Origin of the sequence: Parabacteroides sp. PM6-13 (assembly GCF_029892605.1) — a bacterium.
In the GTDB taxonomy this organism is placed as follows: Bacteria; Bacteroidota; Bacteroidia; order Bacteroidales; family Tannerellaceae; genus QVMG01.
Window position 1 is genome coordinate 140,940 of the sequence record NZ_JARXWF010000009.1, and the last position, 24,336, is coordinate 165,275.

Sequence of the window (24,336 nt, forward strand, 5' to 3'; positions counted from 1 at the left end):
CTTATCAAAGGTCGAAAATAGGTAGAATCACCGCTGAAAGATGAAGTTTTCACCTATCTCCCTGCGATGAAACCCACCATATCTTTGCATCAGAAAGTTTAGACAAAAAGAAAATTACCGTTTTAATAATTACCGTCATGAGATTCTTAAATGTATTATTAGCTGTTTCATTATTCTTAGTAGCTGCCGTATCATGTTCTATGGAAGATGATATGCTTATCGTTGCTTCTACTTCTGAAGCTGCTACTGTTTCTGCTGACGACACTCAACTGTATGTTTCTTTTAATGTATCTGGCGAAATGGCAACACGTGCCAGTAGCTCTTCTTGGGATGGCGAAAAAATGGACACGTTCGAAAACGCTTCTGTTGTTGTTTTGGAAGGCAACAATGTATTCTTCGCTAAAGATAACGTAACAAACTTCAACGAACTGAACGTATTAGTAAAAACAGGCCGCACTTACCAAGTATATGTAATCGCGAATACAACTATCTCTTTCGCAAGCATGACAACAAAAGATCAGGTAGAAGATGTTGTTTACGGCGCTGCTGATCTTTCTAACATGGTAAAATTCGGTAAAAGCAAAGAGTTTAGCTTCAATAAAGGACAAGGTTTCGAAACAATCGCTGACGCAAAGAACGGTAATGTAGAAACAATCGCTATCGTATTGAAACAACTGACTGCTCAGGTAGAACTGGTAGAATTCAACTCAACCATCACAGAAGGTAAAGAAGCAACAGTTGCTTTGACAAGCGTTGAATTAGTAAACAAGAACACAACAAGAAAACTGAACGAAACCGTTTCTTCTTTCACAAACGAAGTAGTTACTGCTGATGATTTCGGTAAAGACGCTTACGCTTCTTTCGTTACTTATCCGAACGCTGACACAAGCAACCTGACTTCTCTGAAGCTGACTTTCAACGTAGGTGAAAGAGAAGAAGTAAGAACATATACAATCAATCCGAACGGCTTAGCTGGAATCGGTCACAACTACGTGGAAGCTGGTAACATCTACCAACTGTATGTGTCTGTAAAAGTAGTAGGTGACAAGGTAGAATGTTCCGTTAAATGCTACACACTGGATTGGCAGTACAACGAATTCGAAACTACATTGGTAGAAGTACAATAATAAGAAACAAAAGAGATATACAAAAATTGAGAAATTGAGGGAAATTGAGGGAACAATCAGCTCAATAAGGTATACAAAAATATAATAAACAGCGATAAAGAAAGGGTTAATAAAATATAGATCTGCGGAATGAGGGCCGCGGAGAGCGATAATAAGGAACTATGTAAATCAGATTAGAATAAGAACAAAAATTGTGACGAACTAACTTTCTACTGTCCCCCTGCTCCAGTGATGGACCAGGGGGATTTTTTTGTTTCATAGGAGAAATGCGGCTGCCTTATTAAAGACCGTTTGGAAGGCATCTTCCACCAGCTCTTTATCCTTGGTTGTTTGCATGGGGAACGGCACCTGATGGGTATAAGCAAACGGGAAATCCAGTTCTTCTAATATCTTATGCGCCGCCCTCCCCAAGGCCTTCCGGATGCCCTCTGTCGGCATCACCCGATCCTGTTTCAGGGAGATCGCCCGGATGCGGTGGCATGCCTGTGCGAAAAACGATTCACGCTCCGTCTGCATATGGTCCGGACGTATCATCGCCTTAAACGCTTTTTCAAAATCATCTTCACGAAAGGGCTGAGGCAGATTCCCCTGCTGTAGGAAATCGGTCATATAATAATGGGTTAACCGCCCGTAAGCCTCTTTGTCCATAATATCGCGGGCGTTGCCATTCATCTCGGAGAAAATAGAACCTCCACAAAACATAAACAACCGAGAGTCACGAAAGAGGTTGTTCGGATTGGCCAATAATACCACCTGCGACAACAAGGCTCCTATGGAATAGGCCAACAGATCAATATGCGTATTCTTTTCAAACAACGGATGTTCGCCATCGGTTATCTCCTGTGCTAATTGGCAAAGATTGAACACCGACTCGCGCCCGGAGGCATAGAAACGTAGTGGATGGCGCGACAGACGACTGCTCAGGGCCACATTAGCAAAGGTCAGGTTGTCGTTATCGGCCACCTCCCGCTTTCGCAGATTCACCCAAGGAAGGATATCCCGCGGGTTCGACCAAAACTGCGGACTCCGGTTCATATGGAATGCAATCGGAAAAAGAATCACGGGCTTACCCGTCTCCCTGACCAGAAACTCCGCCCAGGGGAGGTATTTGTTCCAGTTGCGCTCGTTCAGACCATGCAACAGGATAATTGCCTGTTCATACTGTTTCGTTCGACAAGGAGCAAAAACGGTATAATTAAACGCCCTGTTCTCGAGGATATGATCGTCGGTCTGCGGACAGAACCCGGCGGTTGCCAGCTCCTGTTGGAAAGCCTGTATCTCCCGGTCGCCATTCTTTTGCGTGAACCGGAAGGGTATGATCTCCTGTCGGCTGTCGCCCACAGAGACCCTCTTTTCATACGAAAAAAGTCTACTCAGCAATTGGGAACGGGTGAAAAGATCCATAGGCTCACGATTGTTTGAGAGCAAATAAAGCGTAGAAAAGAGAATCTGCCAAATGAAAGGTGCCGGCCTACGTTAAGGGGGACAAAAGAGGCAATTCAGGGATGAAATTCGTTTATACGGGGTGAAAATAGGGGGCGCTGGAAGGGAGTGGTAGGATTTGTTTTCGTATGTTTGTAAAGTAAACAGACAAAGTAGGCGCATGGACGAACTCCTGAAGCAAAAGATCCCTCCCTATATCTACAGCCGGCAGAACAGCATCAAGTTGATTCTTTGGACGGCTCTTTTTGCTTTGGTGTTTATCAATATCTACAAACCGTTTAATTCCCCCTCTTGGTATCCGGTATCGGAGTTTAAATTCTTCGTCTTTTCGAGCCTGGTAATCCTGACGGGGGTATTGGTTGTGGTGATCAGCCGTATCATCATGTATCATTGGGGGAAGAAACACGCTATAACAGCCGGGAAATATGGGGTATGGATATTATTGGAGATAGTCTGTATGTCGCTGTTTTATACCATTTACACCTTATCATTGAATCCGGAGCGCGAGTGGCTGAGCGCCTTCAAAGAATCGGCCATCAATACCAGCCTGGTGTTACTGATCCCCTATTTTGTGCTTCACCTGATCTTCTCCTACCAGGAAAAAGAGAGCCGCTTGCGACAGTTGGAAGAGGGAAACGCCGAAACCACCCGCAAGCAAGAGGTGATCTCCTTTTACGATGAGAAAAACGAACTGCGCCTTTCGGTCAGGCGCGATCACCTGCTTTACCTGGAATCGGCCGACAACTACGTTTGCATCTGGTACCTCAACAAAGGACAGCTCGCCAAATTCATGTTGCGCAACTCACTAAAATATATGGAAGAGCACTTGGTGTCGACCAATATACTTCGTTGTCATCGCTCCTATATGGTCAATTTCGATCAGGTGAAAGTCCTTCGCCGCGAAAAAGACGGCATCTACCTGGAATTGGGCATCGAAAAAGTGCCCGACATCCCCATCTCCAAAACATATAGCGAAAAAGCCACTCATTGGTTTATGACCTGGTCATCCTGAATCTTTCATTTTCAGCATATCAGTTCATCCGGCAGATGTTTGGGTTATAATCTTCAGATGGGAAAGGTCACTAAACAGGACTCTCCTACCGAATGGAACAATAACATTTTTATTATATTTTAAGAGTGAGAATTACGTTTAATTCGTAGATTTGGAGCAAGAAAATATAAGCGGATGAAACAGGTTTCTTTCAAATTGATTTTCCGAAGCTGGCGGCGCAATAAGTTGTTTACGGTTATTTCCGTATTAAGTCTGGCCATCGGCTTGGCATGCACCAATATGCTGGCGGCGTTTGTAATCCATGAATATAATGTGGAAACCGAAAATCCGAACCGGGATCATATCTATTTTATGAGCCAGGACTCGCCCCTGCAATCCGGCGAGCAGGTGGCTTATATCGTGTCTGATATTGCACCGAAATTGAAAGATGGCTATCCTTTTGTCAAGGATTATTTGCGGTTAGGTTCTGTCTATATGCAATCGGTTTGGGTGGGTGAAAACAGCTATCCACCGATCCTGTCCATGCAGGCGGACAGCTCTTTCTGGCAGTTTTTTCCGTACGAAGTGGTTTATGGCAACCTCCGGGAGGCGTTGACTGAACCCAATAAGATAGCACTAACAGAAGAGGTGGCGAAGCTTTATTTTGGCGGTGAGAACCCGCTGGGACAAACGATTTCCTATACGATAATGGAAGAGGATTTCTTTGGTGGCGGAAAAGAATCAACTGTTGATTACCAGGTTGTGGCGGTTATCAAAGCGCGCGATCAGTCGATCCTCTCTTTTGATGCCATCGGCATGATCCCTTCAGACTATCAAGGAGGAACCGCCATATTGCTTACGGAACATCCGATCGATACGGAGGCATTCGCCCAACAGGTGAAGGCGGATGGAATACCGACCATACAAGGCGATATCGGGCAATACTATTTTATCCCGCTTCGCGAACGTTATTTTCTTTCCTACACTATGGAAGGATTCAATTTTGTTGTTACCCAGCAGAAGCCGTTATTATATGTAGGCGTTTTCTCCTCCATACTGATCCTGTTAATCGCCTGTTTTAACTATGTCAACCTGAATTTCTCCCGCCTGTTACAACAGGTGAAGATGATACATACACAGAAACTGATGGGCGCCGATCGAGGGCATATCATCGGGCAGTTGTTTTTAGACACCTTTCTGACGGTCGTGGTCGGCTTTCTGTTTTCGCTGTTGATCATATACACACTCCTGCCTCATTTCAACGCGATTGTCGGGGGACGGATGCAAACGGCCTTCCTGTTGAACCGGCAGGTATTTCCTATTTTGTGTGGGTTTGTATTGATCCTGTCGATCGTGCCGGCACTCTATGTCGGTCGGAAGGTGACCCGCTTTTCGCTGCAAGGCTATTATGCCTTTTTCAGAGGAGGGAAACGGCAGGTTATTGTGGCATCACTGACGGTTCTGCAGTTCGCCATTTCGATCGGGCTGGTTATGGGCACCTTGATTGTCAACCAACAGGTGGGGCTGATCAAACGAGGCGGCGAGGCGTACCAGGGACTGATCGAAGTGGGAGAGTGGAGCGATAAGGACATTCGTCCGTTAGTACAGGAGATACAGGCGATTCCGGGCATCGGAAAGGTCACCGCGACCGGGTTTGCCGTGTTGAATAGTGGCCTGCAACAGGTCGTTACTACCGATGAACATGGAAATGAATCCTATTACCCCTTATTGTTTTTCAAAGGCGACACAGATTATCTGGAGACCTTCCGTATTCAACTCAAACAGGGATTTGCTCCGGAAGAGGGGCTTGGACAATGGGCGCGTCCCGTCTATGTGAATGAGACGTTTGTTCGACTATTTGTTCCCGAAGGAGAGAATCCGGTAGGACAGCCACTGCAACATTACCAAGAGGTGGTGGGCAGAGATCGAAAGGGAGAAGAGGCACCGCCTTTCGTCGTGGCCGGTGTGTTGACAGATTTCTACACCAATACACTGGAGGATGCCGTATTTCCTTCCCTTATTCAGATAGAAAGAAACGCGGAGGATGTGTATTGTATCTATTTCCGCCTGAATCGCGACCGCCCGGAACTGCTGTCGGAGGTGAAGGCGGTGTGGGAAAAGCATTTCCCGGGTAGTTATTTCAGTTACCGCCATGTGTGGGACGAGTTTAAAGAGCGCAATCACAAGGTCTTTTCCATGTCGCGATTGCTTTGGATGTATTCCCTGATCAGCCTGTTCCTGACCTGCTTTGGTTTGTTCGGCATGGCGCTTTATGCGATGGAACAACGCACAAAAGAGATTGGCATACGGAAAGTGAACGGTGCCACAACGACAGAGATTATGCTGTTACTGAACCGGCAGTTCCTGGTGTGGGTGGGCATCGCCTTTCTGATTGCCTTGCCTCTGACCTGGTGGCTGATTGGTCGCTGGCTGGAGAATTTTGTCTATCGGGTACATGTATCGGTGGGAGTGGCTTTATTGAGCGGATTACTTGTAGGCTGTGTCACCCTATTAACGGTGAGCTGGCATAGCTACCGGGCGGCTTCGCGCAACCCTGTCAATGCCTTGCGGAGTGAATAAAGAAGCGATTCAATAAAAAAACGGCTTTGCGTCAAAAGATGCAAAGCCGTTTGAAAAGTGTTTTTCATGTGGTTAAGTAATTCATTTTTTCATCGTTATGGCATCAAATCGAATAAGTACCAACCTATCATTATGGTTATCCAAAGGTATTGGTTTTCATCTCCTATAATAGAACGTAATCAGACAGTATCAGAAATAGTCCTCCCTATTTTGTGTAAAACAAATTAGTTGTAGCTTCGTTTTCCGAAATTAAACAAAAGAGCTTTTTCTAATATTGCAATTTGTTAGGTAAGAAAGTGTGTTTCCATACGAATAAAATGGAATCTCCTGAATAATGGTTACCTTTGCCGCCGGTTTTTAATAAAGGTATATATGGATTGGTTTAATGAGTTATTATGGGGGCAGGGCGTAGCGCATTCTGTCCTTCTGTTGGCAGTTGTGATTGCGGCAGGAATTCAATTAGGGAAAATCAAGCTGTTTGGAATCTCCCTGGGTGTTACTTTGGTCCTTTTTGTGGGGATTCTGTTGGGGCATTTCGGGTTTCAAATGGATCCGGAAGTGCTTCATTTTGTCAAGGAATTTGGTTTGATCCTATTCGTCTTTTCGGTAGGGATGCAGGTTGGTCCCGGTTTCTTCTCTTCTTTCAAGCAGGGTGGAATCACCTTAAACCTATTGGCAACCGGCATTGTCCTGTTGGGTGCGCTGGTCACTCTGTCGATCCATTTCCTCACCGGCACGCCGATGGCCACCATGGTGGGTGTGATGTCGGGAGCTGTTACGAATACGCCCGGTTTGGGGGCGGCTCAACAAGCTTTTAGCGACCTGTTCGGACAGGTAGACGATACGATCGCTCTGGGATATGCGGTAGCCTATCCGTTAGGGGTGGTGGGTATTATTCTCTCTATGTTGCTCATCCGTTACCTGTTTCGTATCAATTTGCAGAAGGAAAACGAGCGATTGGCGCTGGAGGAAGAAAATCTCTCCCAAGAGGCCAAGCCCATCTCTTTGGTGGTGAAGAATCCGGCCATCTGCGGCAAAACCCTTATGCAACTCTCTGAACTGTTGAAACACCGCGAGTTTGTCATATCACGTATTATGTATAACGGCAGCAACGAGGTCGACATCGCTTCCGCCGATACGGTCTTGCATGAAGACGATAAGATCTTTGTCGTTACCACCGAGCAGGACGCGGAAACCATCAAAACCTTTGTGGGCGAAGAGATACAAATGGATCGTAAGCAATGGATTCCGGGTAAGAGTCAGTTGATCAGCCGACAGATCGTGGTCACGAAACCGGAACTGAATGGCAAACGCTTAGGCGATCTACAGCTTCGTCGCCTGCATGGGATCAATGTCACTCGCTTGAGTCGTGCCGGTGTTGATCTGGTGGGTACCCCTCGCCTGACGCTGCAAATGGGCGATAAACTGACGGTGGTAGGGAGTGAGCCTGCCGTGGGCAAGGTAGAAGAGCTGTTGGGCAACTCCTTGAAGCGGTTGGATCATCCTAACCTAATCACGATCTTCTTAGGCATTGCCCTGGGGGTATTGTTGGGAAGTATACCCATTTTCTTCCCGGGTATTCCGCAGCCGGTGAAGTTAGGGCTGGCAGGAGGTCCGCTGATTGTGGCGATCTTGATCAGCCGTTTCGGATATAAATACAAATTAGTCACCTACACCACCCAAAGCGCCAACCTGATGTTGCGCGAGGTGGGTATCACGCTCTTCCTGGCTTGCGTGGGACTGGGTGCCGGTGGTGGTTTTGTGGATACGATTGTCAATAAAGGCGGCTTGGCCTGGGTGGGCTATGGTTTTGCTATCACAACGATCCCTTTGTTGATCATTGGCTTTATCGGACGCCACTTCTGCAAACTCAATTACTTCACCCTGATGGGGCTGATGGCCGGCAGTATGACCGATCCGCCAGCCCTCGCCTATTCCAACGCAACAGCCGGCAACGACGCGCCCGCGGTGAGCTACGCCACGGTCTACCCGATGACCATGTTCCTGCGCGTATTGGTGGCGCAGTTGTTGATATTACTCTTTTATGTATAATCACATTTAAAAATAAAAAACCGTTCGCGTGCGAACGGTTTTTATGCTTTCTCATGGGACAATCTCGCGACTCTCTCATGACAAAGACTTGTTAACCTTAGATCTAAAATACTATGAAAAAAACTCGTTGCAAAGATAATGCAAAATTCCTGTTTGCATTGGAATTTCACATCAAATATGGACGCTTATATTATATATTTGGACTATTTCAGCCCTTCAATTTCAATAGATGAGGAATATTGTCCATGATATCGAACAATTGCTCCACCGTCTCCGCGCGAAGCATGGCGATCCGGGTTGATTTAAAATCAGGAATCCCTTTGAAAAGAGGGGTCGCCGCCAGGTGACGGCGGATATGCAGAATGCCTCTTCGCTCGTCTAATCGTTCCACACTCTGTACCACCTGTTGCTTCAGTATATCCAGGTACCATTGAAATTCCCTGCCGGGCAACGCCTCTCCTGTCGTAAGAAAATGTTTTATCTCTTCGAATATCCAGGGACGGCCAATGCTTCCGCGCCCGATCATCACGCCATCGACCCCATAGCGATCGAAGCACTCCCGGCATCGTTCGGCCGATGTCACGTCGCCATTGCCGATAATCGGTATATGCATCCGGGGGTTATTCTTCACGGCGCCGATCAGTGTCCAGTCGGCCTCGCCGGTGTACATCTGCGAACGGGTGCGTCCGTGGATCGAGAGCGCCGCGATGCCGCAGTCCTGCAACTGCTCCGCCAGGTCGACAATCACCAGGTCGTTCATGTCCCACCCCAGGCGCGTCTTCACCGTTACCGGGATATTCACCGCTTTCACCACCTCCCGCGTGATCTCAAGCATCAGGGGAATATTGCGCAACATACCGGCTCCGGCACCTTTGCCGGCCACCCGTTTCACCGGGCATCCGAAGTTGATATCCAATATATCCGGACGTGCTGCTTCGCATATCCGCGCCGCTTCCGCCATGGCGTCGACCTCCCGGCCGTAGATCTGTATGGCCACCGGGCGTTCGTCCTCCGAAACAGTCAGTTTCTGCTGCGTTTTATTGACATGGCGAATCAGGGCATCGCTCGACACAAACTCGGTATACACCATATCTGCCCCAAAGCGTTTGCACATCAGGCGAAATGATATATCCGTCACATCCTCCATCGGAGCCAATAACACGGGTTGCTTCCCCAAATCTATAGAGCCTATCTTCATTATAGCTTGTTTTAGAGGGACAAAAGTACAAAAAAAGGCTATCCAACCGGATAGCCTTTTCGATATATATGTTCGGGAGACGGAGTCATCCCGGAATGCGGATGGATGAATTACATCATGCCACCCATGCCTCCACCCATGCCTGCCGGACTCATCGGCATGGCAGGTGTATCTTCTTTCTTTTCTGCGATCACACATTCGGTGGTCAGGAACATACCGGCAATAGAAGCGGCATTTTCCAACGCAACGCGTGTTACCTTCGCCGGGTCGATCACCCCTGTTGCGCAGAGGTTTTCATACACATCCGTACGGGCATTGTAACCGAAGTCGCCTTTGCCTTCTCTTACTTTCTGTACTACCACAGCACCTTCTTTGCCCGCGTTGGCAACGATCTGACGCAACGGTTCTTCGATCGCGCGTTTCACGATCTCAATACCGGTTGTTTCGTCTTCGTTATCACCTTTCAGGCCTTCCAATACTTCGATCGCGCGGATATAAGCAACACCACCGCCAGGTACTGTTCCCTCTTCGATCGCCGCGCGGGTAGCGCTCAACGCGTCATCCACACGGTCTTTCTTTTCTTTCATTTCCACTTCAGAAGCAGCACCTACGTAAAGAACCGCTACACCACCTGCCATTTTAGCCAGACGTTCCTGCAGTTTTTCTTTATCATAATCAGAAGTTGTTGTTTCCATCTGCGCTTTGATCTGGGCAATACGTCCCTGGATAGCCTCTTTGTCGCCGGCACCGTTTACGATGGTGGTGTTGTCTTTGTTTACCACAATCTTTTCGGCTGTTCCCAGCATATCCATCGTAGCACCTTCCAGCTTCATACCAGTCTCTTCAGAGATCACCGTACCACCGGTCAGGATAGCGATATCTTCCAGCATCGCTTTGCGACGATCGCCGAATCCCGGAGCTTTCACTGCGCAGATCTTCAACGAACCACGCAGACGGTTTACTACCAGAGTAGCCAGCGCTTCGCTATCGATATCTTCGGCGATGATCAACAACGGACGTCCTGTTTGTACGGTCTGTTCCAGAATCGGAAGCAGTTCTTTCAATACAGAGATCTTCTTGTCGTAGATCAGGATAAACGGATTCTCCATCTGAGCTTCCATCTTTTCCGTATCGGTTACAAAGTACGGAGAGATATAGCCACGGTCGAATTGCATACCTTCCACCACGTCTACCGTTGTTTCCGTTCCTTTTGCCTCTTCTACGGTGATTACACCTTCAGTTTTCACCTTCTGCATAGCTTCAGCAATCAGTTTACCGATGCTTTCGTCGCCATTGGAAGAGATCTTCGCTACGTTTTCGATCTTATTCAGGTCGTCGCCTACAGCTTCCGCCTGGCTGGCGATGCATTCAACTACCTTCACCACCGCTTTGTCGATACCGCGTTTCAGGTCCATCGGGTTCGCACCGGCTGTTACATTCTTCAAGCCTACGGTGATGATCGACTGTGCCAGGATCGTAGCTGTTGTTGTTCCGTCACCGGCATTGTCATTGGTTTTCGAGGCCACCTCTTTCACCAACTGAGCACCCATGTTTTCAAACGGACAAGCCACCTCTACCTCTTTAGCCACGGTCACACCGTCTTTGGTGATATGCGGCGCGCCGAATTTCTTTTCAATAATCACATTACGACCTTTCGGGCCTAAGGTTACTTTTACGGCATTCGCCAATTCGTCCACACCTTTCTTCAAAAGGTCGCGGGCTTCCATATCATACTTGATTTCTTTTGCCATGATGTTTATGATTTATTTTTTTGTTTTTGTTGAATTAAATAATTGCTAAAATATCAGACTGACGCATGATCAGGTATTGCTCGCCATCCAGTTCGATCTCCGTTCCGGCATATTTGCCATACAATACGTTGTCACCCGGTTTAACCACCATTTCTTCATCTTTTGTTCCGTTACCTACGGCTACTACTTCTCCTTTCAGCGGTTTTTCTTTGGCTGAATCAGGAATAATAATGCCACCCACTGTCTTCTCTTCTGCTGCAGCCGGCTTTACAAGCACGCGGTCTGCTAATGGTTTAATGTTCATCTCTTTGATATTTTTAATTAGTTAATATGTTATATTTTTAACCTGTTATGAGCCACATGCAATGAGCCCATTTCAAGCATCCTGAAAACAGCTATGCGAATTCTGTGCCAAAAAGGGAAAAATGGCATACGACTGACAACCGGGCCTCTTTCGACTGTCAGTTTTTTGCTCTCAAATGACAGCGTATGTCGTTGACAAGTCAGGAAAAGGTGGCGATCAGCTCGTCCACGGTGAGTGGCGTCTGTTCTCCTGTGTGCATATTTTTCAGGGTGATCCTGTTTTCACTCATCTCTGTTTCGCCCACAATGGCTACAAAAGGTATTTTCTTCGTATCAGCATAGCCCATCTGTTTTTTCATCTTAACAGGCTCGGGATATAATTCGGTGCGAATGCCCGCCTGACGTACTTGTTGCAAGATGGGCAACAGCCAGGTCTCTTCGCGGCTGCCAAAATTGACAAACAGGAGCTGTGTCGTTTGCAACGACTCCTTCGGATAGAGATCTAATTGGTTGAGCACATCGAAAATGCGGTCGGCTCCGAATGAAAATCCGACACCCGACATTCCATCCATGCCAAACACACCCGTCAGGTTATCGTAGCGTCCACCACCGGTGATGCTGCCGATCTCTACATCCAATGCTCGCACCTCGAAGATAGCTCCGGTATAATAGTTCAATCCGCGAGCCAATGTCAGGTCGATCTCCAACCGGCTACGAATAGGTGCGTGTTGCAGGCGTTCCAGGATGAAATCCATCTCTTCGACCCCCTGCAGGCCTGTTTCCGATCCGGCCAATGTCTGTCTCAATATCTGTATCTTCTCCGCGTTCGTTCCTTGTAGGCTGATGATTGGTTGCAGGCGATCGATCGCCTCCGCCGGGATGCCTTTACTGCTCAATTCTTCGTTTACCTTGTCCAGTCCGATCTTATCCAGCTTGTCGATCGCCACCGTCATGTCGATAATCTTATCGGCGGCACCTATGATCTCCGCGATGCCCGAGAGGATCTTGCGGTTGTTCATCTTGATCGCCACGCGGATGCCTAACCGGTGGAACACCTCGTCCATGATCTGAATAAGCTCCACCTCGTTCAGAAGCGAATCGGAACCGATCACATCAGCGTCGCACTGGAAAAACTCACGGTAGCGCCCTTTCTGTGGGCGGTCGGCACGCCATACGGGCTGTATCTGATAACGCTTGAACGGAAAAGAAATCTCGTTACGGTGTTGCACCACGTAACGGGCAAACGGAACGGTCAGGTCGTAGCGCAGTCCCTTTTCGCACATCCTGGCACCAAGCTTAGCCGGGTTCTTCTCTGTCAACTCTTCATCGCTAATGCCTGCGAAACAATCCCCGGAGTTCAGTATCTTAAACAATAATTTGTCGCCCTCTTCTCCGTATTTACCCATCAACGTGGATAAATTCTCCATGGCCGGTGTTTCAATCTGTTGAAAGCCGTATAGATGGAATACGTCGCGAATCGTGTTGAAGATATAATTACGTTTCGCCATTTCTTCCGGCGAAAAATCTCGGGTACCTTTGGGGATCGATGGTTTCTGCATATCTCGAATTGTTCTATAAATTAGTAAAACCGCGACAAAGGTAGCGTTTTTTTTATTCTCACCCGCATGAGAATTTTTTCTCACGCGGGTGAGAATTTTTTCTCAGGCTCAAAAAAGTCGTGAGAAAAAATGCTTAAAGCCTAAAATTGCAGGCTGATTTCTTCTTTTCTCTTTGGCTTATTTGGGGGTGTTTGTTATGTATATAATGTAAATGATGTATATTTGCAACGAAAAAAATAGGATACGAAGTATGAAAAGAAGAACGTTGCAACTGGTTTTGTTTTGCGGGATGTTTCTCGGGTTATTGTTTTCCTCTTGTTCGGGCGATTCCGAATTTACGGTGACAGGAACGGTTTCCGGTGCGGATGGACAGACGATGTACCTGGAGAATGTGCGGGTGGCCTCTGTTGAGCTTCTCGATTCGGTGCGTTTGAAGGCGAACGGGAAATTCAAGTTTAAGAAACCACGGCCGGAGGCTCCTGAATTTTACCGGTTGAGACTGAATGATAAACTGATCAATTTCGCGATCGACTCGACGGAGACGGTTTCGTTTATTGCCGATGCCGGCACCTTTGCGGTGTCCTATTCGGTGGAAGGATCAGAAAATAGCCAGGCAATAAAGAGCATCACCCTGGCGCAGCTCGATGCCAATCAGGCTTTGAACCGCTTGCGCAAAGAATATGAAAACAAAGAGGTAAGCGATGAGGCCTACGAAACAGCGGTACAGGAGATTGCCAAGAGCTACAAAGAGGTGGCTCGTCAGTATATCTATGCGGCTCCCATGTCGACAGCAGCCTATTTTGCATTGTTCCAACAGATCGATGGCATGCTTTTCTTTAATATGTACGACAAGGAAGACTCCCGCGCCTTTGGAGCGGTAGCCACCAGCTATGATCATTACTACCCGAAAACGGAGCGCTCCGTACACCTGCACAACCTGGCGCTGCAATCGCTGAAAGTAACCCGTGCGCAACGTGAGATCAACCTGGACGATGTGAATGTGCAGACGGTCAGCTTCCTGGATATTGCCCTGCCCGATGTGAACGGCAAGGTGATCAAGCTCTCGGAGGTGTCCGACAAAAAGGTGACCCTGGTAAACTTCACCGCTTACCAAACAGAGTGGTCCCCGGCGTTAAATATGGAGCTGGGTGAGCTGTATACAACCTATAGTGACAAAGGCCTGTTGATCTATCAGGTATCGCTGGATACGGATAAGCATCTGTGGCAAAACGCGGCGATCAACCTGCCGTGGGTATGTGTGCACGACCCGGAATCGGTCTACTCCCAGATCGCGGCGCTCTATGCCGTGCGTCAGCTGCCGGCGCTCTTCCTGATCGACCGTGAAGGCAACCTAAGCAAGCGGGTAGAAGATATCGCTCAACTCGAGGCAGACGTCAAAGCTCTTATGAAATAAGGCAAGGCGGATCGGGGCGAATATGTTATAAAGCACCTGTAAAGGTTTGCTCCGATTGAAAAGAAAGACTACTTTTGCATACTAAGGACATAGTGAAATATAGGGAGTTCCGGCTACGACGTGGCCGGGATTCTTTTTTTATTTGCGTATTATAAACAATTAATTTAATCTATAAAAGGAGGAATTGATATGGCTGTTAGTTATATGACAGAGGATGGCTACAACAAATTGTTGGAGGATATTGCTTATCTCGAAAATGTAAAACGTCCGGAAATTTCAGCTCAAATTGCGGAAGCAAGAGACAAAGGAGATCTGTCTGAGAATGCAGAATATGATGCGGCCAAGGAAGCGCAGGGAATTATGGAAGCCAAGCTGGCCCAGTTGAAGGGGTTATTGGCCAACGCGCGCCTGATTGACGAAACAAGGCTTCAGACCGAAGAGGTTCAGATATTGAATAAAGTGAAAATCAAAAACACCAAGAACAACGCGGTGATGACCTATACCCTTGTGGCTGATTCGGAAGCGAACCTGAAGGAGGGAAAGATTGCTATCAGCACCCCGATTGCACAGGGATTGCTGGGACGGAAGGTAGGCGACACGGTCGACATCAAGGTGCCCTCGGGTATGATGAGTTTTGAAGTGATGGACATCTCAATCTAATCTGCATCGCTATGGCAACTATATTCAGCAAGATCGTAGCGGGCGAGATCCCAAGTCATAAGGTAGCGGAGAACGATGAGTTCTTCGCTTTTCTGGATATTAACCCCTTGGCAGAGGGACATACCCTGGTCATTCCCAAAGAGGAGGTCGATTATATTTTCGATATCGACGATGCGAAACTGGGGCGTATGATGGTTTTTGCCAAGCGGGTAGCTGCCGCTTTGCAGGCGACCATCAGCTGCAAGCGGGTCGGGCTTACGGTGATCGGGTTGGAGGTGCCACATGCGCACATTCATCTGGTGCCGATCAACAAGGAGTCTGATGTATATTTTGGAAAAGAAAAAGGGCCGGCCGACCATGCAAAAATGGCCGAATTGGCAGCTAAAATACAGGAGAACTGCAAATAATTGAAAAAAGTTTTCAATGTAAAAAAACAATCCGTATATTTGCAGACTATAAAATTTTATTTTATAAGATTCATTAGTGGTTTTTACTCATAAATTTGTTAACCTTAGAAGAAAGGCCCCTCTGAGACAGAGCGGCCTTCTTTTTTAAACACACAATACATAAACCATATATAAGTAATAAAAATAGTCTGTTACCAAAAACGGATATGCCGGATTGGATGATACGAGTTCCAATGCCAACCTTGATTGTCAATAATAGGCCAGCCGAAATTAATTCCCATGACTATCGTTGTTGCGACAGAGACAAACCAAAGGATAAGCAAAATCCATTTGGCGGCTGTTGGCATCGGCTTCCATTTGAATAATTTTCCGCAGAGCAGATAAGCCAACGAGAAAAGCGGAATGCCTATGGCCAGGATCATGGTGATCGTCGCAATGATCAATGTCGTTTCGGGATACGCGCTGACGGAGCTCCAATCGGCGAATGGGAACAGGCTGTAGAGAAGCCCTAATCCTCCTCCCAGGAGTCCGATACTTCCACCGATCAATCCGATAAAGATGGCAAATAATACGATAACCAGTATGATCAACGCAAAGCCCACAGGCGGAATCAGTATAATGGCAAAGAAAATACCCACCACCTTGATCAGGAAACCAACAACGGCGACAAAGCCATCCGCTATTTTCTGCACCGCCGACCGGGGCTTGCCCGAGTTGATATAGTCGTTCACATTGTTGGATACATTTTCAAATCCGTCGGTGACGGTCTTCCCGATATTCTCCAGCGTAACGCTTTCACCACGCATCTGTAACTTCTCAGTCGCCGTGCGGGCTACCGGGATTATCAGCCACAGGAGAAGATAGATAGGGATGGATATAAAATAGAAAAACATCAATAAGAGCATCGCTATACGCACAGCCGTCGGATCCCATCCGAGGTAGGCCGAGAGACCACCGGCTACCCCGCCGATAATGCGGTCGTCCGGGTTGCGGAAAAGGCGTTTCTTGGCCGCTGTCTGAGGATCAGCCTTGGTTTTGAATTCCTCTTTGCGCTCTTCGGTATAATCGTCTCCGAAGATCTCTTCCGGCTTACCCATCCGCTTAATCACATCTTCCACATGCTCCAGGGTGATCACCTCGTAGCCCAGGCGTATCCGGTCGTTAAGCAGCTCGGAGATGCGCTGTTCGAAGTCGTTCATGATTTCGTCCGATCCCTCTTCCTTCTGGAAATGGATACGCAAATTGGACAGGTATTTTTCTAATAGCTGGTAAGCATCCTCATCAATATGGAATACAGTTCCACCTAAATTCACTGTAAGTGTCTTTTTCATTTTCGTTCCTTTTAATTGTTTCTGATGTGGTTGATTGTATTATTTAAATCCTGCCAGGCATTTTCCAACTCGCCGAGAAAGGCCTCGCCCTCTTCCGTTAGTCGATAATATTTCCGGGGAGGCCCCTGATTGGATTCGACCCACTGATATCCTAACAAACCACTATTCTTCAAACGGGTTAAGAGAGGATATAGCGTGCCTTCGACAACGATCAGTTTCGCTTCCTGCAGCTTCTGAATAATGTCCGACGTATAAGCCGGCTCTTTCTTCAGTAGAAGAAGGATACAATACTCGAGTATCCCTTTTCTCATCTGTGATTTCACGTTTTCTGCGTTCATTTTTTCTCCTTTTATGTTGCAAATATACAAAAGACAAGGTACTTTGCAATACATACTACTGTGGTTTAACTATTATTAACCGGTTTACGGATAAAAAGAGCTATCGTCGTGAGCGGTGACCTTCGGTTCAGCCAAAGTCCGAGAGGACTTTCATTTGGATAACCCCGGGTGCCAACCCGGGGCAGCAGGTCACTCCCTCGCTGAACCCCGAAGTGGGTTCAACCCGCTCCGGGGTTGTATTGTGTGGGATAGACAGCCACCCCGAGCCGCGCCTGACGGCTTGCACGGGGCTATCCACATATAAGTCCTTGCGGACTTTTACTGAATCGTTACAGATAAAAACTGCACAAAACGGGAGATAGTGTGTAAAAAAAGAGTTGAAAAAGAGGGTGTAAACGAAGAATACCCTACCTTTGCAACGACATAAAAACAGAAAGATATGGTTTATTATCATTACGCTGAACTCATTCATCGTCAAGCAGAAAAGTATGGTCAGAAAACGGCCTTGAAATATCGTGACGATGCGACTGGAAAATGGCTTAAGATATCCTGGCGTGAGTTTTCAGACAAGATCATGCAAGCGGCGAAAGCGATGGCCGCCTTTGGCATAGAAGAGCATCACACATTAGGGATCTATTCGCAGAATATGCCCCAGTATCTTTACGCCGACTTTGCGGCTTATGCCAACCGGGCTGTTTCGGTTCCGATGTATGCGACGAGCTCTCCTGCGCAGATCGACTATATCATCCGGGATGCATCCGTTCATACCCTGTTTGTGGGCGAACAGTTGCAATATAATAACGCCTACATGGTGCAGAAAGAATCGGATGTGTTAAAGCGCATCATCGTCTTTGATTCGCAGGTCAAGCTGAATCCGGAAGATAAAACATCCATCTATTTCGATGACTTCATCAAATTGGGCGATAACGCCCTGGCGGAATCGACCGTCAAGATACGCATACAAGAGGCGTCGACCGAGGATCTGGCTACGATCATTTATACCTCCGGCACCACCGGAGAATCAAAAGGGGTAATGCTTCATCATTCCAATTTCCTGGAAGCAATGCGTATTCATGATATCCGTTTGCCGATCGTGACCGATAAAGAGACCTCCATGTGTTTCCTCCCGCTGACACATATATTCGAGAAAGCCTGGACCTATCTCTGTCTGCATAAAGGGGTAACCGTAGCGATCAATCGTGATCCCAAAATGATTCAACAAACCTTGGTAGAGATCCAACCCTCCATGATGTGCAATGTGCCACGTTTCTGGGAGAAGGTCTACATCGGTGTGCATGAGAAAATCGACAGCTTCCCCGGCCTCCTGCGCAAAATGGCGATGGATGCGGTGAAGACAGGACACGCCTACAACCTGGAGTATAAGAATCTGGGCAAGAAAGCTCCCTTTGGCTTGTCTTGTAAATTTAAGTTTTATGACCAGACCATTTTCCGGGTATTGAAGCGCGTATTAGGCGTGGTCAACGGGCGTTTGTTCCCTACGGCCGGCGCGCCTCTCTCCGATACGATCAATGTGTTCCTGCAGTCGGTGAATATACCTATTGTCTACGGATACGGACTGAGTGAGACCACCGCAACCGTCTCTTTTTGCCCGATGCAGGGTTTTGTGATCGGTTCCATTGGCGAGGTGATGCCGGATGTGGAGGTCAAGATCGACCCGACCAACGATGAGATATTGGTACGAGGCAAGACCATTACCAGCGGTTACTACAAGAAACCCGAAGAGAACAAGAAATCCTTTACGGAAGATGGCTACCTGCGCACCGGTGATGCCGGTCGTTTGGAGGGTAATGTGTTGTTCTTCAAAGAGAGAATCAAAGACCTTTATAAAACCTCTAACGGAAAATACATTGCTCCGCAAGCCATCGAAAACGCGGTGAGTGCCGATAAATACATCGCGCAGGTGGCTGTTATTGGCGATCAACGCAAATTTGTCGGTGCCCTTATCGTGCCCGATTTCGATAGCCTGGAAGCCTATGCGACCCAGAAAGGCATTGCTTATGCCTCCAGAGAGGAGTTGATCAAGGATCCGCAGATCTTACGTCTCTACGGATCCCGCCTGGAAGAGCATCAGAAGGATATGGCCTCCTTTGAAAAGATCAAGCGCTTTGTCCTGCTCTCGGAGCCATTCACCTCAGCCGGTCGCGAATTGACCGATACGCTGAAACTGCGGCGCCCGGTGATCCTCGAAAAATATGCCGACCGCATCGAAGAGATGTATGCGGAATAAAACAAACGAGCCGTTGTGTTAAGCAACGGCTCGTTTGTTTTACCAAGGTCGCCCGGGGCCTCCGCCGCCCGGTGAATTGGTGGATCCGAGTGTCGATACCGATCCGTTGTCTGTTCCGTTTCAATCCAACACATCATCCGTTTCACACGAATACAGGCTGCACGTCAACCCCAACAAACAAAATAAAACTACTTTCTTCATTTAAATTTCTTTTGATAAATAATGCGAAGGTAAAGATAGAGGAGAAGGCTGGGGAGGGGGAATGAAATCGACGAATCGCCAATTTTTATAGATAAATAGTGACTATATTTGTAACATGTGTAGCCAGCCATATATATAGGATGAAGAATAAACCGGTTTTACTATTACTTCTCTTCGCAGTTTGTCTGTTCTCCTGTCGGGAGGACGCGCCTTCGCAGGCGCTGTTGGATCAGGCAAAGGCATGGATGAACGAACACCCCGATAGCGCCCTCTGGCTATTGGAAAACGACATATTGCCCGAACGACTCTCTGCCCGGCAACAGGCCGACTGGGCTCTCTTCCTCACCCAGGCACGTGATAAAAACTATCAGACACATGCCAATGACTCTCTTATCCGCTTAGCAGTCAACTATTATGAAAAACAGCCCAACCCGGAACGATTGATGATGGCCTACTATTCTCAGGGACGTATCTATCAGAATAACGGGGATGCGCTGCAGGCACAGGAATTCTATCTAAAAGCGTTGGATGCCGGCGGCACGGATCATGCCATACTGGCTCGCATCTGTAATAACCTGGGCATGTTATACACCTATCAGGAGGCCTATGAGTTGGCCCTGCCTCAGATGAAACGGGCGATCGATCATTTGCAGCAGATAGGCGATTCCGCTTCACAGGCTTTTGTATTGCGCGATATGGGACGCACTTATTATCAAATGGATAGCTTAGAACAGGCTATTGCTTCTTATCAACAGGCTTTGCAGGTGGCAAGCGCTTCCAGTCGCGCTTCTGTTATGCAAGAATTGGGAAGTTGTTTTATTGATACGCAGCAATATGATAGCGCTTATGTGTATATCTCCGCGGCCTTACAAAACTCGTCCCATTTTCATCGCTCATTTCCCGTCTATCTGACTCTGGGGAAATATTATATAGAAGTGGGCAACACCGATTCTGCACATTATTACTTGCAGAAGAGCTTGGATAGCCCTACGAAAAACACCCGGGCCTCTGCCTATTATCACCTCTCCCGGATAGCCCGCCAAAACCAACAATGGGAAGAACTGAGCTTATTGAAAGATCAATACGAAGCATTGCGCGACTCCATCACGGAACAAAATCATGCCGAGTCGATACGACGCATGCAACACCTGTATGATTATAAATTGGTGGAAAATGAAGCCAATCTATACAAATACAAACATCTGGCCAGCCAGCGAAAGATGTATGTGTTGATTCTCTCCTCCTTCCTGATAGCCTTTTTCTGCCTGCTTTTATATATCTATTTCCATAAAAAACACAATGAATGGGTCGACCGCTTTCAGTCTTTATTGAATAAGCTGGAAGAAAAAGAACAGGAAAAAGCCTCTAATAAAGAGCGGATCCAGGATTTGGAAGAGAGCCTGACAATGGAAGAGAATCAAGAAGATGATCTGTTCCTGTTGGAAAAACAGATATTGGAATTGAAAAATAGCTTAATCGACCTGGAAAATAAAGAAAAACAAGAGTTAGACGCACTTCTCCATAACACGTCTATTTATCACTTTTACCAGAACACAGCCAACCTGGGAACTATCACAAATGAAAACAAAATGGAGTTAATCCAAACGATCGACATGATCTATCCGGCTTTTAAGACTACGCTTACCCGAATTCTCCCTGTCATTTCGGAAAAAGAGTTGGAGCTTTGCTATTATATAAAAGCGGAAATTTCGCAAGCCAACATAAGTAAAATCTCTGCCGTTTCCGTTTCCGGCATCGCCATGCGCCAAAAAAGACTACTCGATAAGATACAAAACAGGGGATTTGACGCTAACGATTTGAAGAGAGTGATCCGTGCTATCTATTGATTTATAATTCGTTACAAAAATGTGAATACGAGTGTGAATACGGAGGTTCCGTTTTTCTCATTTAGAAGATATTTTTTTATTAGGTTTGTCCCAGTCATAATTCTAAATTCACATACAGTCATGAAATCTACACATCTTATCATCCTGCTTCTTTTTACCTGTTTGTTTTCACAATCTGTTTTAGCCGATAAAATACCAATCACGGGAGAGTGGGATGAGAGCGGTTTACGTTCTTCCATGCCTTCCCCACCCGAAGTTTATCTGGAAAATGGTATCCTCTCTGTCTATTTTGTAGATGCCCTATCCGATCTGACAATAACGCTGCGGGACTCCAATGGCAACCTGGTTTATCAGGCACCTATCTCTTCTCCGACAAGCGGTAAGTCTTTTATTGTTCCGGTTTCACTCTCTGCCGGGGAATACACGATCGTACTATCCCATTATTGGGGCATTTTAACAGGACAGTTTGAAATAGAATAAATAGCATACCAAATAATACAACATACCAAAACCCTGACTTATACAACAGTAATAAACGACCCTCTCTACTCTACCCTTTTCTCTGGGTCGTTTATGCTGTTGTTTGTTCTGATAATTATACATTTACTGTAGATATAAAATTCTGAAAACCTTAAAAGAGAAGAATACTATCCATGAATATCAAATACTGTTTGAAGATTGGCCTGAATACCCGATAATCCTTGATGCGGAGATGATCAATTATAGTAGCCGGAATGACTATGGGGTGGTGAATTTAGATATTGTATCGTTAGTCGATTATTACAACGCAGACCGATTTACCGGTGCACTAAAAGAGCTTGCTTCGACTCTGGATGAAGAGGATAATGGTGTAGTTATGGTGTTAAAATTCAAATGATTTAGTGGCCTAACTACTTGAAAAAACCCCGAAAGCTTTTACAACTTTCGGGGTTTAGTCATTCTATTTTATTTTGCTAATGGGCAACGGGGTTTCAATTGCTTGAAGAAGTCATTGCCTTTGTTGTCGACCAGGATAAAGGCCGGGAAGTCTTCTACTTCGATCTTCCAGATGGCCTCCATACCCAATTCGGGGTATTCCAGACATTCTACCTTTTTGATGCTGTCTTGTGCCAGGATAGCCGCCGGGCCTCCGATGCTTCCCAGGTAGAAGCCGCCGTGTTTGTGGCAGGCATCGGTCACTTGCTGGCTGCGGTTTCCTTTGGCAATCATGATCATGCTGCCGCCGTTTGCCTGGAACAGATCCACGTACGAGTCCATACGTCCTGCCGTTGTCGGGCCAAACGAGCCGGAGGGCATGCCTTTCGGTGTCTTTGCCGGGCCGGCGTAATAGATCGGATGGTCTTTCACGTATTGCGGCAGACCTTCTCCGCGGTCTAAACGCTCTTTCAGTTTGGCATGCGCGATGTCGCGACCAACGATGATGGTGCCGTTCAATGAGAGACGGGTTGATACCGGATATTTATCCAGCTCCTTCAGGATATCCGCCATGGGCTGGTTGAGGTCGATCTTAACCACTTCGCCTTCGCCTGCTTTGCGGTATTCTTCCGGAATCAGGCGACCGGGATTGGTTTCCAGCTTCTCGATCCAGATTCCCTCTTTGTTGATCTTCGCCTTGATATTACGGTCGGCCGAGCAGGAAACACCCATACCCACCGGGCAGGAAGCGCCATGGCGCGGCAAACGGATGATGCGGATATCGTGTGCAAAATATTTACCGCCGAACTGAGCACCCAAGCCCATGTTCTGTGCCTCTTCCAACACTTTCTTTTCCAGTTCGATGTCGCGGAAAGCCTGGCCGCCTTCGTTGCCTTCGGTTGGCAGGTTGTCGTAGTAGTGTGCCGAGGCCAGTTTCACCGTTTTCAGGTTGGTTTCGGCCGATGTACCACCGATCACAAACGCAATATGATACGGAGGGCAGGCAGCCGTTCCCAAGGTCTTCATCTTTTCCACCAGGAAAGGAACCAAGGTGTCGGGATTCAACAGCGCTTTTGTTTCCTGGAACAGATAGGTCTTGTTGGCCGATCCGCCCCCTTTGGCTACGCAAAGGAATTTATACTCCATCCCCTCTGTGGCATAGATATCGATCTGTGCCGGCAGATTGGTTCCGGTATTCTTTTCGTCGTACATATTCAAAGGCACATTCTGGGAATAGCGCAGGTTGTCTTCGGTATAGGTTTCATAGACCCCTTTCGACATGGCTTCCGCGTCGTTATAACCGGTCCATACCTGTTGTCCCTTTTTGGCTACGATAATAGCCGTTCCCGTGTCCTGGCAGAAAGGAAGCTGTCCTTTGGCCGATACTTCTGCGTTCTGCAAAAAGGTAAGCGCCACAAACTTGTCGTTATCGCTTGCCTCGGGATCAGACAGGATGTTAGCCACCTGTTGCTGGTGATCCGGGCGAAGATAAAACGCCACATCATGGAAGCAGGCTTTTGTTAGTTTTGTCAGCCCTTCCGCTTCTACTTTCAACATTTCTTTTCCTTCAAACTCACTTACCGAAACATGTTCATCTGTCAACAGATAGTATTCGGTCGTGTCTTTCCCCATAGGGAACGGTTCCTGATACTTAAAAGGAGGTGTTGCCATATTACTTAACTATTAGTTTTTTAATTGATTTTTCAATAGCTGCAAAAGTACGCAATTATTCAGATAATAGCTACCCCGATAGGGGGATTTAGGGGATAGGTTCTTTTAAAGTCCCCAGCGTCTTTAAAGTCTTTAAGGTCCTTTTTGCAAAGTGTAAGCAAAAATGCCATTTTGCTTTACAATATGATACGTTAAAAAGTGTTACTCGCAGGACTAATTTTAAATACCCCTACGTTTTTGGGAAAATAGTCGGGCGGATTTGACAAAATGTCAGAACCGTGATTACGCTGATTGGGGGAT

General features: G+C 47.0%; 18 protein-coding genes. 10 read left to right on the forward strand and 8 right to left on the reverse strand.

Features of this window, described 5'->3' with window-relative positions; genetic code table 11:
- The first annotated feature begins 137 nt into the window (after positions 1–137).
- Entirely contained in the window at positions 138–1,127 is a 990-nt protein-coding gene (locus tag M2134_RS10075; protein WP_280751176.1) for a hypothetical protein, read from the forward strand.
- 255 nt (positions 1,128–1,382) lie between these two features.
- On the opposite strand, the gene M2134_RS10080 is transcribed toward M2134_RS10075, so the two are convergent.
- Positions 1,383–2,531, reverse strand: a complete 1,149-nt coding sequence (locus tag M2134_RS10080; protein WP_280751177.1) for a DUF6051 family protein — start codon at positions 2,529–2,531, stop codon at positions 1,383–1,385.
- Positions 2,532–2,730: 199 nt separating this feature from the next.
- Here M2134_RS10080 and M2134_RS10085 point away from each other — a divergent pair, with 199 nt between their 5' ends.
- The 3 genes from M2134_RS10085 (at position 2,731) to M2134_RS10095 (ending at position 8,193) form a co-directional block, all read left to right on the forward strand.
- Complete coding sequence (locus M2134_RS10085) at positions 2,731–3,582, forward strand: LytTR family DNA-binding domain-containing protein (RefSeq protein WP_280751178.1); 852 nt, start codon at positions 2,731–2,733, stop codon at positions 3,580–3,582.
- Positions 3,583–3,756: 174 nt separating this feature from the next.
- On the forward strand, positions 3,757–6,141 hold the full coding sequence (locus M2134_RS10090; RefSeq protein WP_280751179.1) for an ABC transporter permease: 2,385 nt from the start codon (positions 3,757–3,759) through the stop codon (positions 6,139–6,141).
- A gap of 372 nt (positions 6,142–6,513) precedes the next feature.
- On the forward strand, positions 6,514–8,193 hold the full coding sequence (locus M2134_RS10095; protein ID WP_280751180.1) for a putative transporter: 1,680 nt from the start codon (positions 6,514–6,516) through the stop codon (positions 8,191–8,193).
- Positions 8,194–8,401: 208 nt separating this feature from the next.
- On the opposite strand, the gene dusB is transcribed toward M2134_RS10095, so the two are convergent.
- The 4 genes from dusB to hisS form a co-directional block, all read right to left on the reverse strand.
- On the reverse strand, positions 8,402–9,391 hold the full coding sequence (gene dusB, locus M2134_RS10100) for a tRNA dihydrouridine synthase DusB (protein WP_280751181.1): 990 nt from the start codon (positions 9,389–9,391) through the stop codon (positions 8,402–8,404).
- Positions 9,392–9,501: 110 nt separating this feature from the next.
- Complete coding sequence (groL, locus tag M2134_RS10105; protein WP_280751182.1) at positions 9,502–11,142, reverse strand: chaperonin GroEL; 1,641 nt, start codon at positions 11,140–11,142, stop codon at positions 9,502–9,504.
- Between the two features lie 34 nt (positions 11,143–11,176).
- Complete coding sequence (locus M2134_RS10110; protein ID WP_280751183.1) at positions 11,177–11,446, reverse strand: co-chaperone GroES; 270 nt, start codon at positions 11,444–11,446, stop codon at positions 11,177–11,179.
- Positions 11,447–11,645: 199 nt separating this feature from the next.
- Complete coding sequence (gene hisS / locus M2134_RS10115; RefSeq protein WP_280751184.1) at positions 11,646–13,004, reverse strand: histidine--tRNA ligase; 1,359 nt, start codon at positions 13,002–13,004, stop codon at positions 11,646–11,648.
- A 250-nt stretch (positions 13,005–13,254) separates the two neighbouring features.
- Between hisS and M2134_RS10120 the strand changes: the two genes are divergently transcribed.
- From M2134_RS10120 to M2134_RS10130, 3 genes are all read left to right on the forward strand, one after another.
- Positions 13,255–14,418 (forward strand): TlpA disulfide reductase family protein, encoded by a 1,164-nt coding sequence (locus M2134_RS10120; RefSeq protein ID WP_280751185.1) that lies wholly within the window; start codon positions 13,255–13,257, stop codon positions 14,416–14,418.
- Positions 14,419–14,607: 189 nt separating this feature from the next.
- Entirely contained in the window at positions 14,608–15,078 is a 471-nt protein-coding gene (greA, locus tag M2134_RS10125) for a transcription elongation factor GreA (RefSeq protein WP_280751186.1), read from the forward strand.
- Between the two features lie 11 nt (positions 15,079–15,089).
- Complete coding sequence (locus M2134_RS10130) at positions 15,090–15,485, forward strand: HIT family protein (protein ID WP_280751188.1); 396 nt, start codon at positions 15,090–15,092, stop codon at positions 15,483–15,485.
- 191 nt (positions 15,486–15,676) lie between these two features.
- Here the strand turns inward: M2134_RS10130 and M2134_RS10135 are convergent, their stop codons facing one another.
- Both M2134_RS10135 and M2134_RS10140 read right to left on the reverse strand, forming a co-directional pair.
- On the reverse strand, positions 15,677–16,816 hold the full coding sequence (locus M2134_RS10135; RefSeq protein WP_280751189.1) for a PspC domain-containing protein: 1,140 nt from the start codon (positions 16,814–16,816) through the stop codon (positions 15,677–15,679).
- Positions 16,817–16,827: 11 nt separating this feature from the next.
- The gene (locus M2134_RS10140) at positions 16,828–17,154 is read right to left on the reverse strand and encodes a PadR family transcriptional regulator (RefSeq protein WP_280751190.1); all 327 of its coding nucleotides are present in this window, start codon (positions 17,152–17,154) and stop codon (positions 16,828–16,830) included.
- 439 nt (positions 17,155–17,593) lie between these two features.
- Between M2134_RS10140 and M2134_RS10145 the strand changes: the two genes are divergently transcribed.
- The 3 genes from M2134_RS10145 (at position 17,594) to M2134_RS10155 (ending at position 21,930) form a co-directional block, all read left to right on the forward strand.
- Entirely contained in the window at positions 17,594–19,402 is a 1,809-nt protein-coding gene (locus M2134_RS10145) for a long-chain fatty acid--CoA ligase (protein ID WP_280758169.1), read from the forward strand.
- 341 nt (positions 19,403–19,743) lie between these two features.
- Positions 19,744–21,450: a tetratricopeptide repeat protein gene (locus tag M2134_RS10150; RefSeq protein ID WP_280758170.1), complete on the forward strand. Its 1,707-nt coding sequence runs from the start codon at positions 19,744–19,746 to the stop codon at positions 21,448–21,450.
- 120 nt (positions 21,451–21,570) lie between these two features.
- Positions 21,571–21,930, forward strand: a complete 360-nt coding sequence (locus M2134_RS10155) for a DUF3244 domain-containing protein (RefSeq protein ID WP_280751194.1) — start codon at positions 21,571–21,573, stop codon at positions 21,928–21,930.
- Positions 21,931–22,395: 465 nt separating this feature from the next.
- On the opposite strand, the gene M2134_RS10160 is transcribed toward M2134_RS10155, so the two are convergent.
- Positions 22,396–24,036, reverse strand: a complete 1,641-nt coding sequence (locus tag M2134_RS10160) for a fumarate hydratase (RefSeq protein WP_280758171.1) — start codon at positions 24,034–24,036, stop codon at positions 22,396–22,398.
- Positions 24,037–24,336 lie beyond the last annotated feature (300 nt).

Coding starts and splice junctions, on each gene's coding strand:
- M2134_RS10075 (WP_280751176.1), top strand. CDS start 138: ATGAGATTCTTAAATGTATTATTAGCTGTTTCATTATTCTTAGTAGCT.
- M2134_RS10080 (WP_280751177.1), bottom strand. CDS start 2,531: ATGGATCTTTTCACCCGTTCCCAATTGCTGAGTAGACTTTTTTCGTAT.
- M2134_RS10085 (WP_280751178.1), top strand. CDS start 2,731: ATGGACGAACTCCTGAAGCAAAAGATCCCTCCCTATATCTACAGCCGG.
- M2134_RS10090 (WP_280751179.1), top strand. CDS start 3,757: ATGAAACAGGTTTCTTTCAAATTGATTTTCCGAAGCTGGCGGCGCAAT.
- M2134_RS10095 (WP_280751180.1), top strand. CDS start 6,514: ATGGATTGGTTTAATGAGTTATTATGGGGGCAGGGCGTAGCGCATTCT.
- dusB (WP_280751181.1), bottom strand. CDS start 9,391: ATGAAGATAGGCTCTATAGATTTGGGGAAGCAACCCGTGTTATTGGCT.
- groL (WP_280751182.1), bottom strand. CDS start 11,142: ATGGCAAAAGAAATCAAGTATGATATGGAAGCCCGCGACCTTTTGAAG.
- M2134_RS10110 (WP_280751183.1), bottom strand. CDS start 11,446: ATGAACATTAAACCATTAGCAGACCGCGTGCTTGTAAAGCCGGCTGCA.
- hisS (WP_280751184.1), bottom strand. CDS start 13,004: ATGCAGAAACCATCGATCCCCAAAGGTACCCGAGATTTTTCGCCGGAA.
- M2134_RS10120 (WP_280751185.1), top strand. CDS start 13,255: ATGAAAAGAAGAACGTTGCAACTGGTTTTGTTTTGCGGGATGTTTCTC.
- greA (WP_280751186.1), top strand. CDS start 14,608: ATGGCTGTTAGTTATATGACAGAGGATGGCTACAACAAATTGTTGGAG.
- M2134_RS10130 (WP_280751188.1), top strand. CDS start 15,090: ATGGCAACTATATTCAGCAAGATCGTAGCGGGCGAGATCCCAAGTCAT.
- M2134_RS10135 (WP_280751189.1), bottom strand. CDS start 16,816: ATGAAAAAGACACTTACAGTGAATTTAGGTGGAACTGTATTCCATATT.
- M2134_RS10140 (WP_280751190.1), bottom strand. CDS start 17,154: ATGAACGCAGAAAACGTGAAATCACAGATGAGAAAAGGGATACTCGAG.
- M2134_RS10145 (WP_280758169.1), top strand. CDS start 17,594: ATGGTTTATTATCATTACGCTGAACTCATTCATCGTCAAGCAGAAAAG.
- M2134_RS10150 (WP_280758170.1), top strand. CDS start 19,744: ATGAAGAATAAACCGGTTTTACTATTACTTCTCTTCGCAGTTTGTCTG.
- M2134_RS10155 (WP_280751194.1), top strand. CDS start 21,571: ATGAAATCTACACATCTTATCATCCTGCTTCTTTTTACCTGTTTGTTT.
- M2134_RS10160 (WP_280758171.1), bottom strand. CDS start 24,036: ATGGCAACACCTCCTTTTAAGTATCAGGAACCGTTCCCTATGGGGAAA.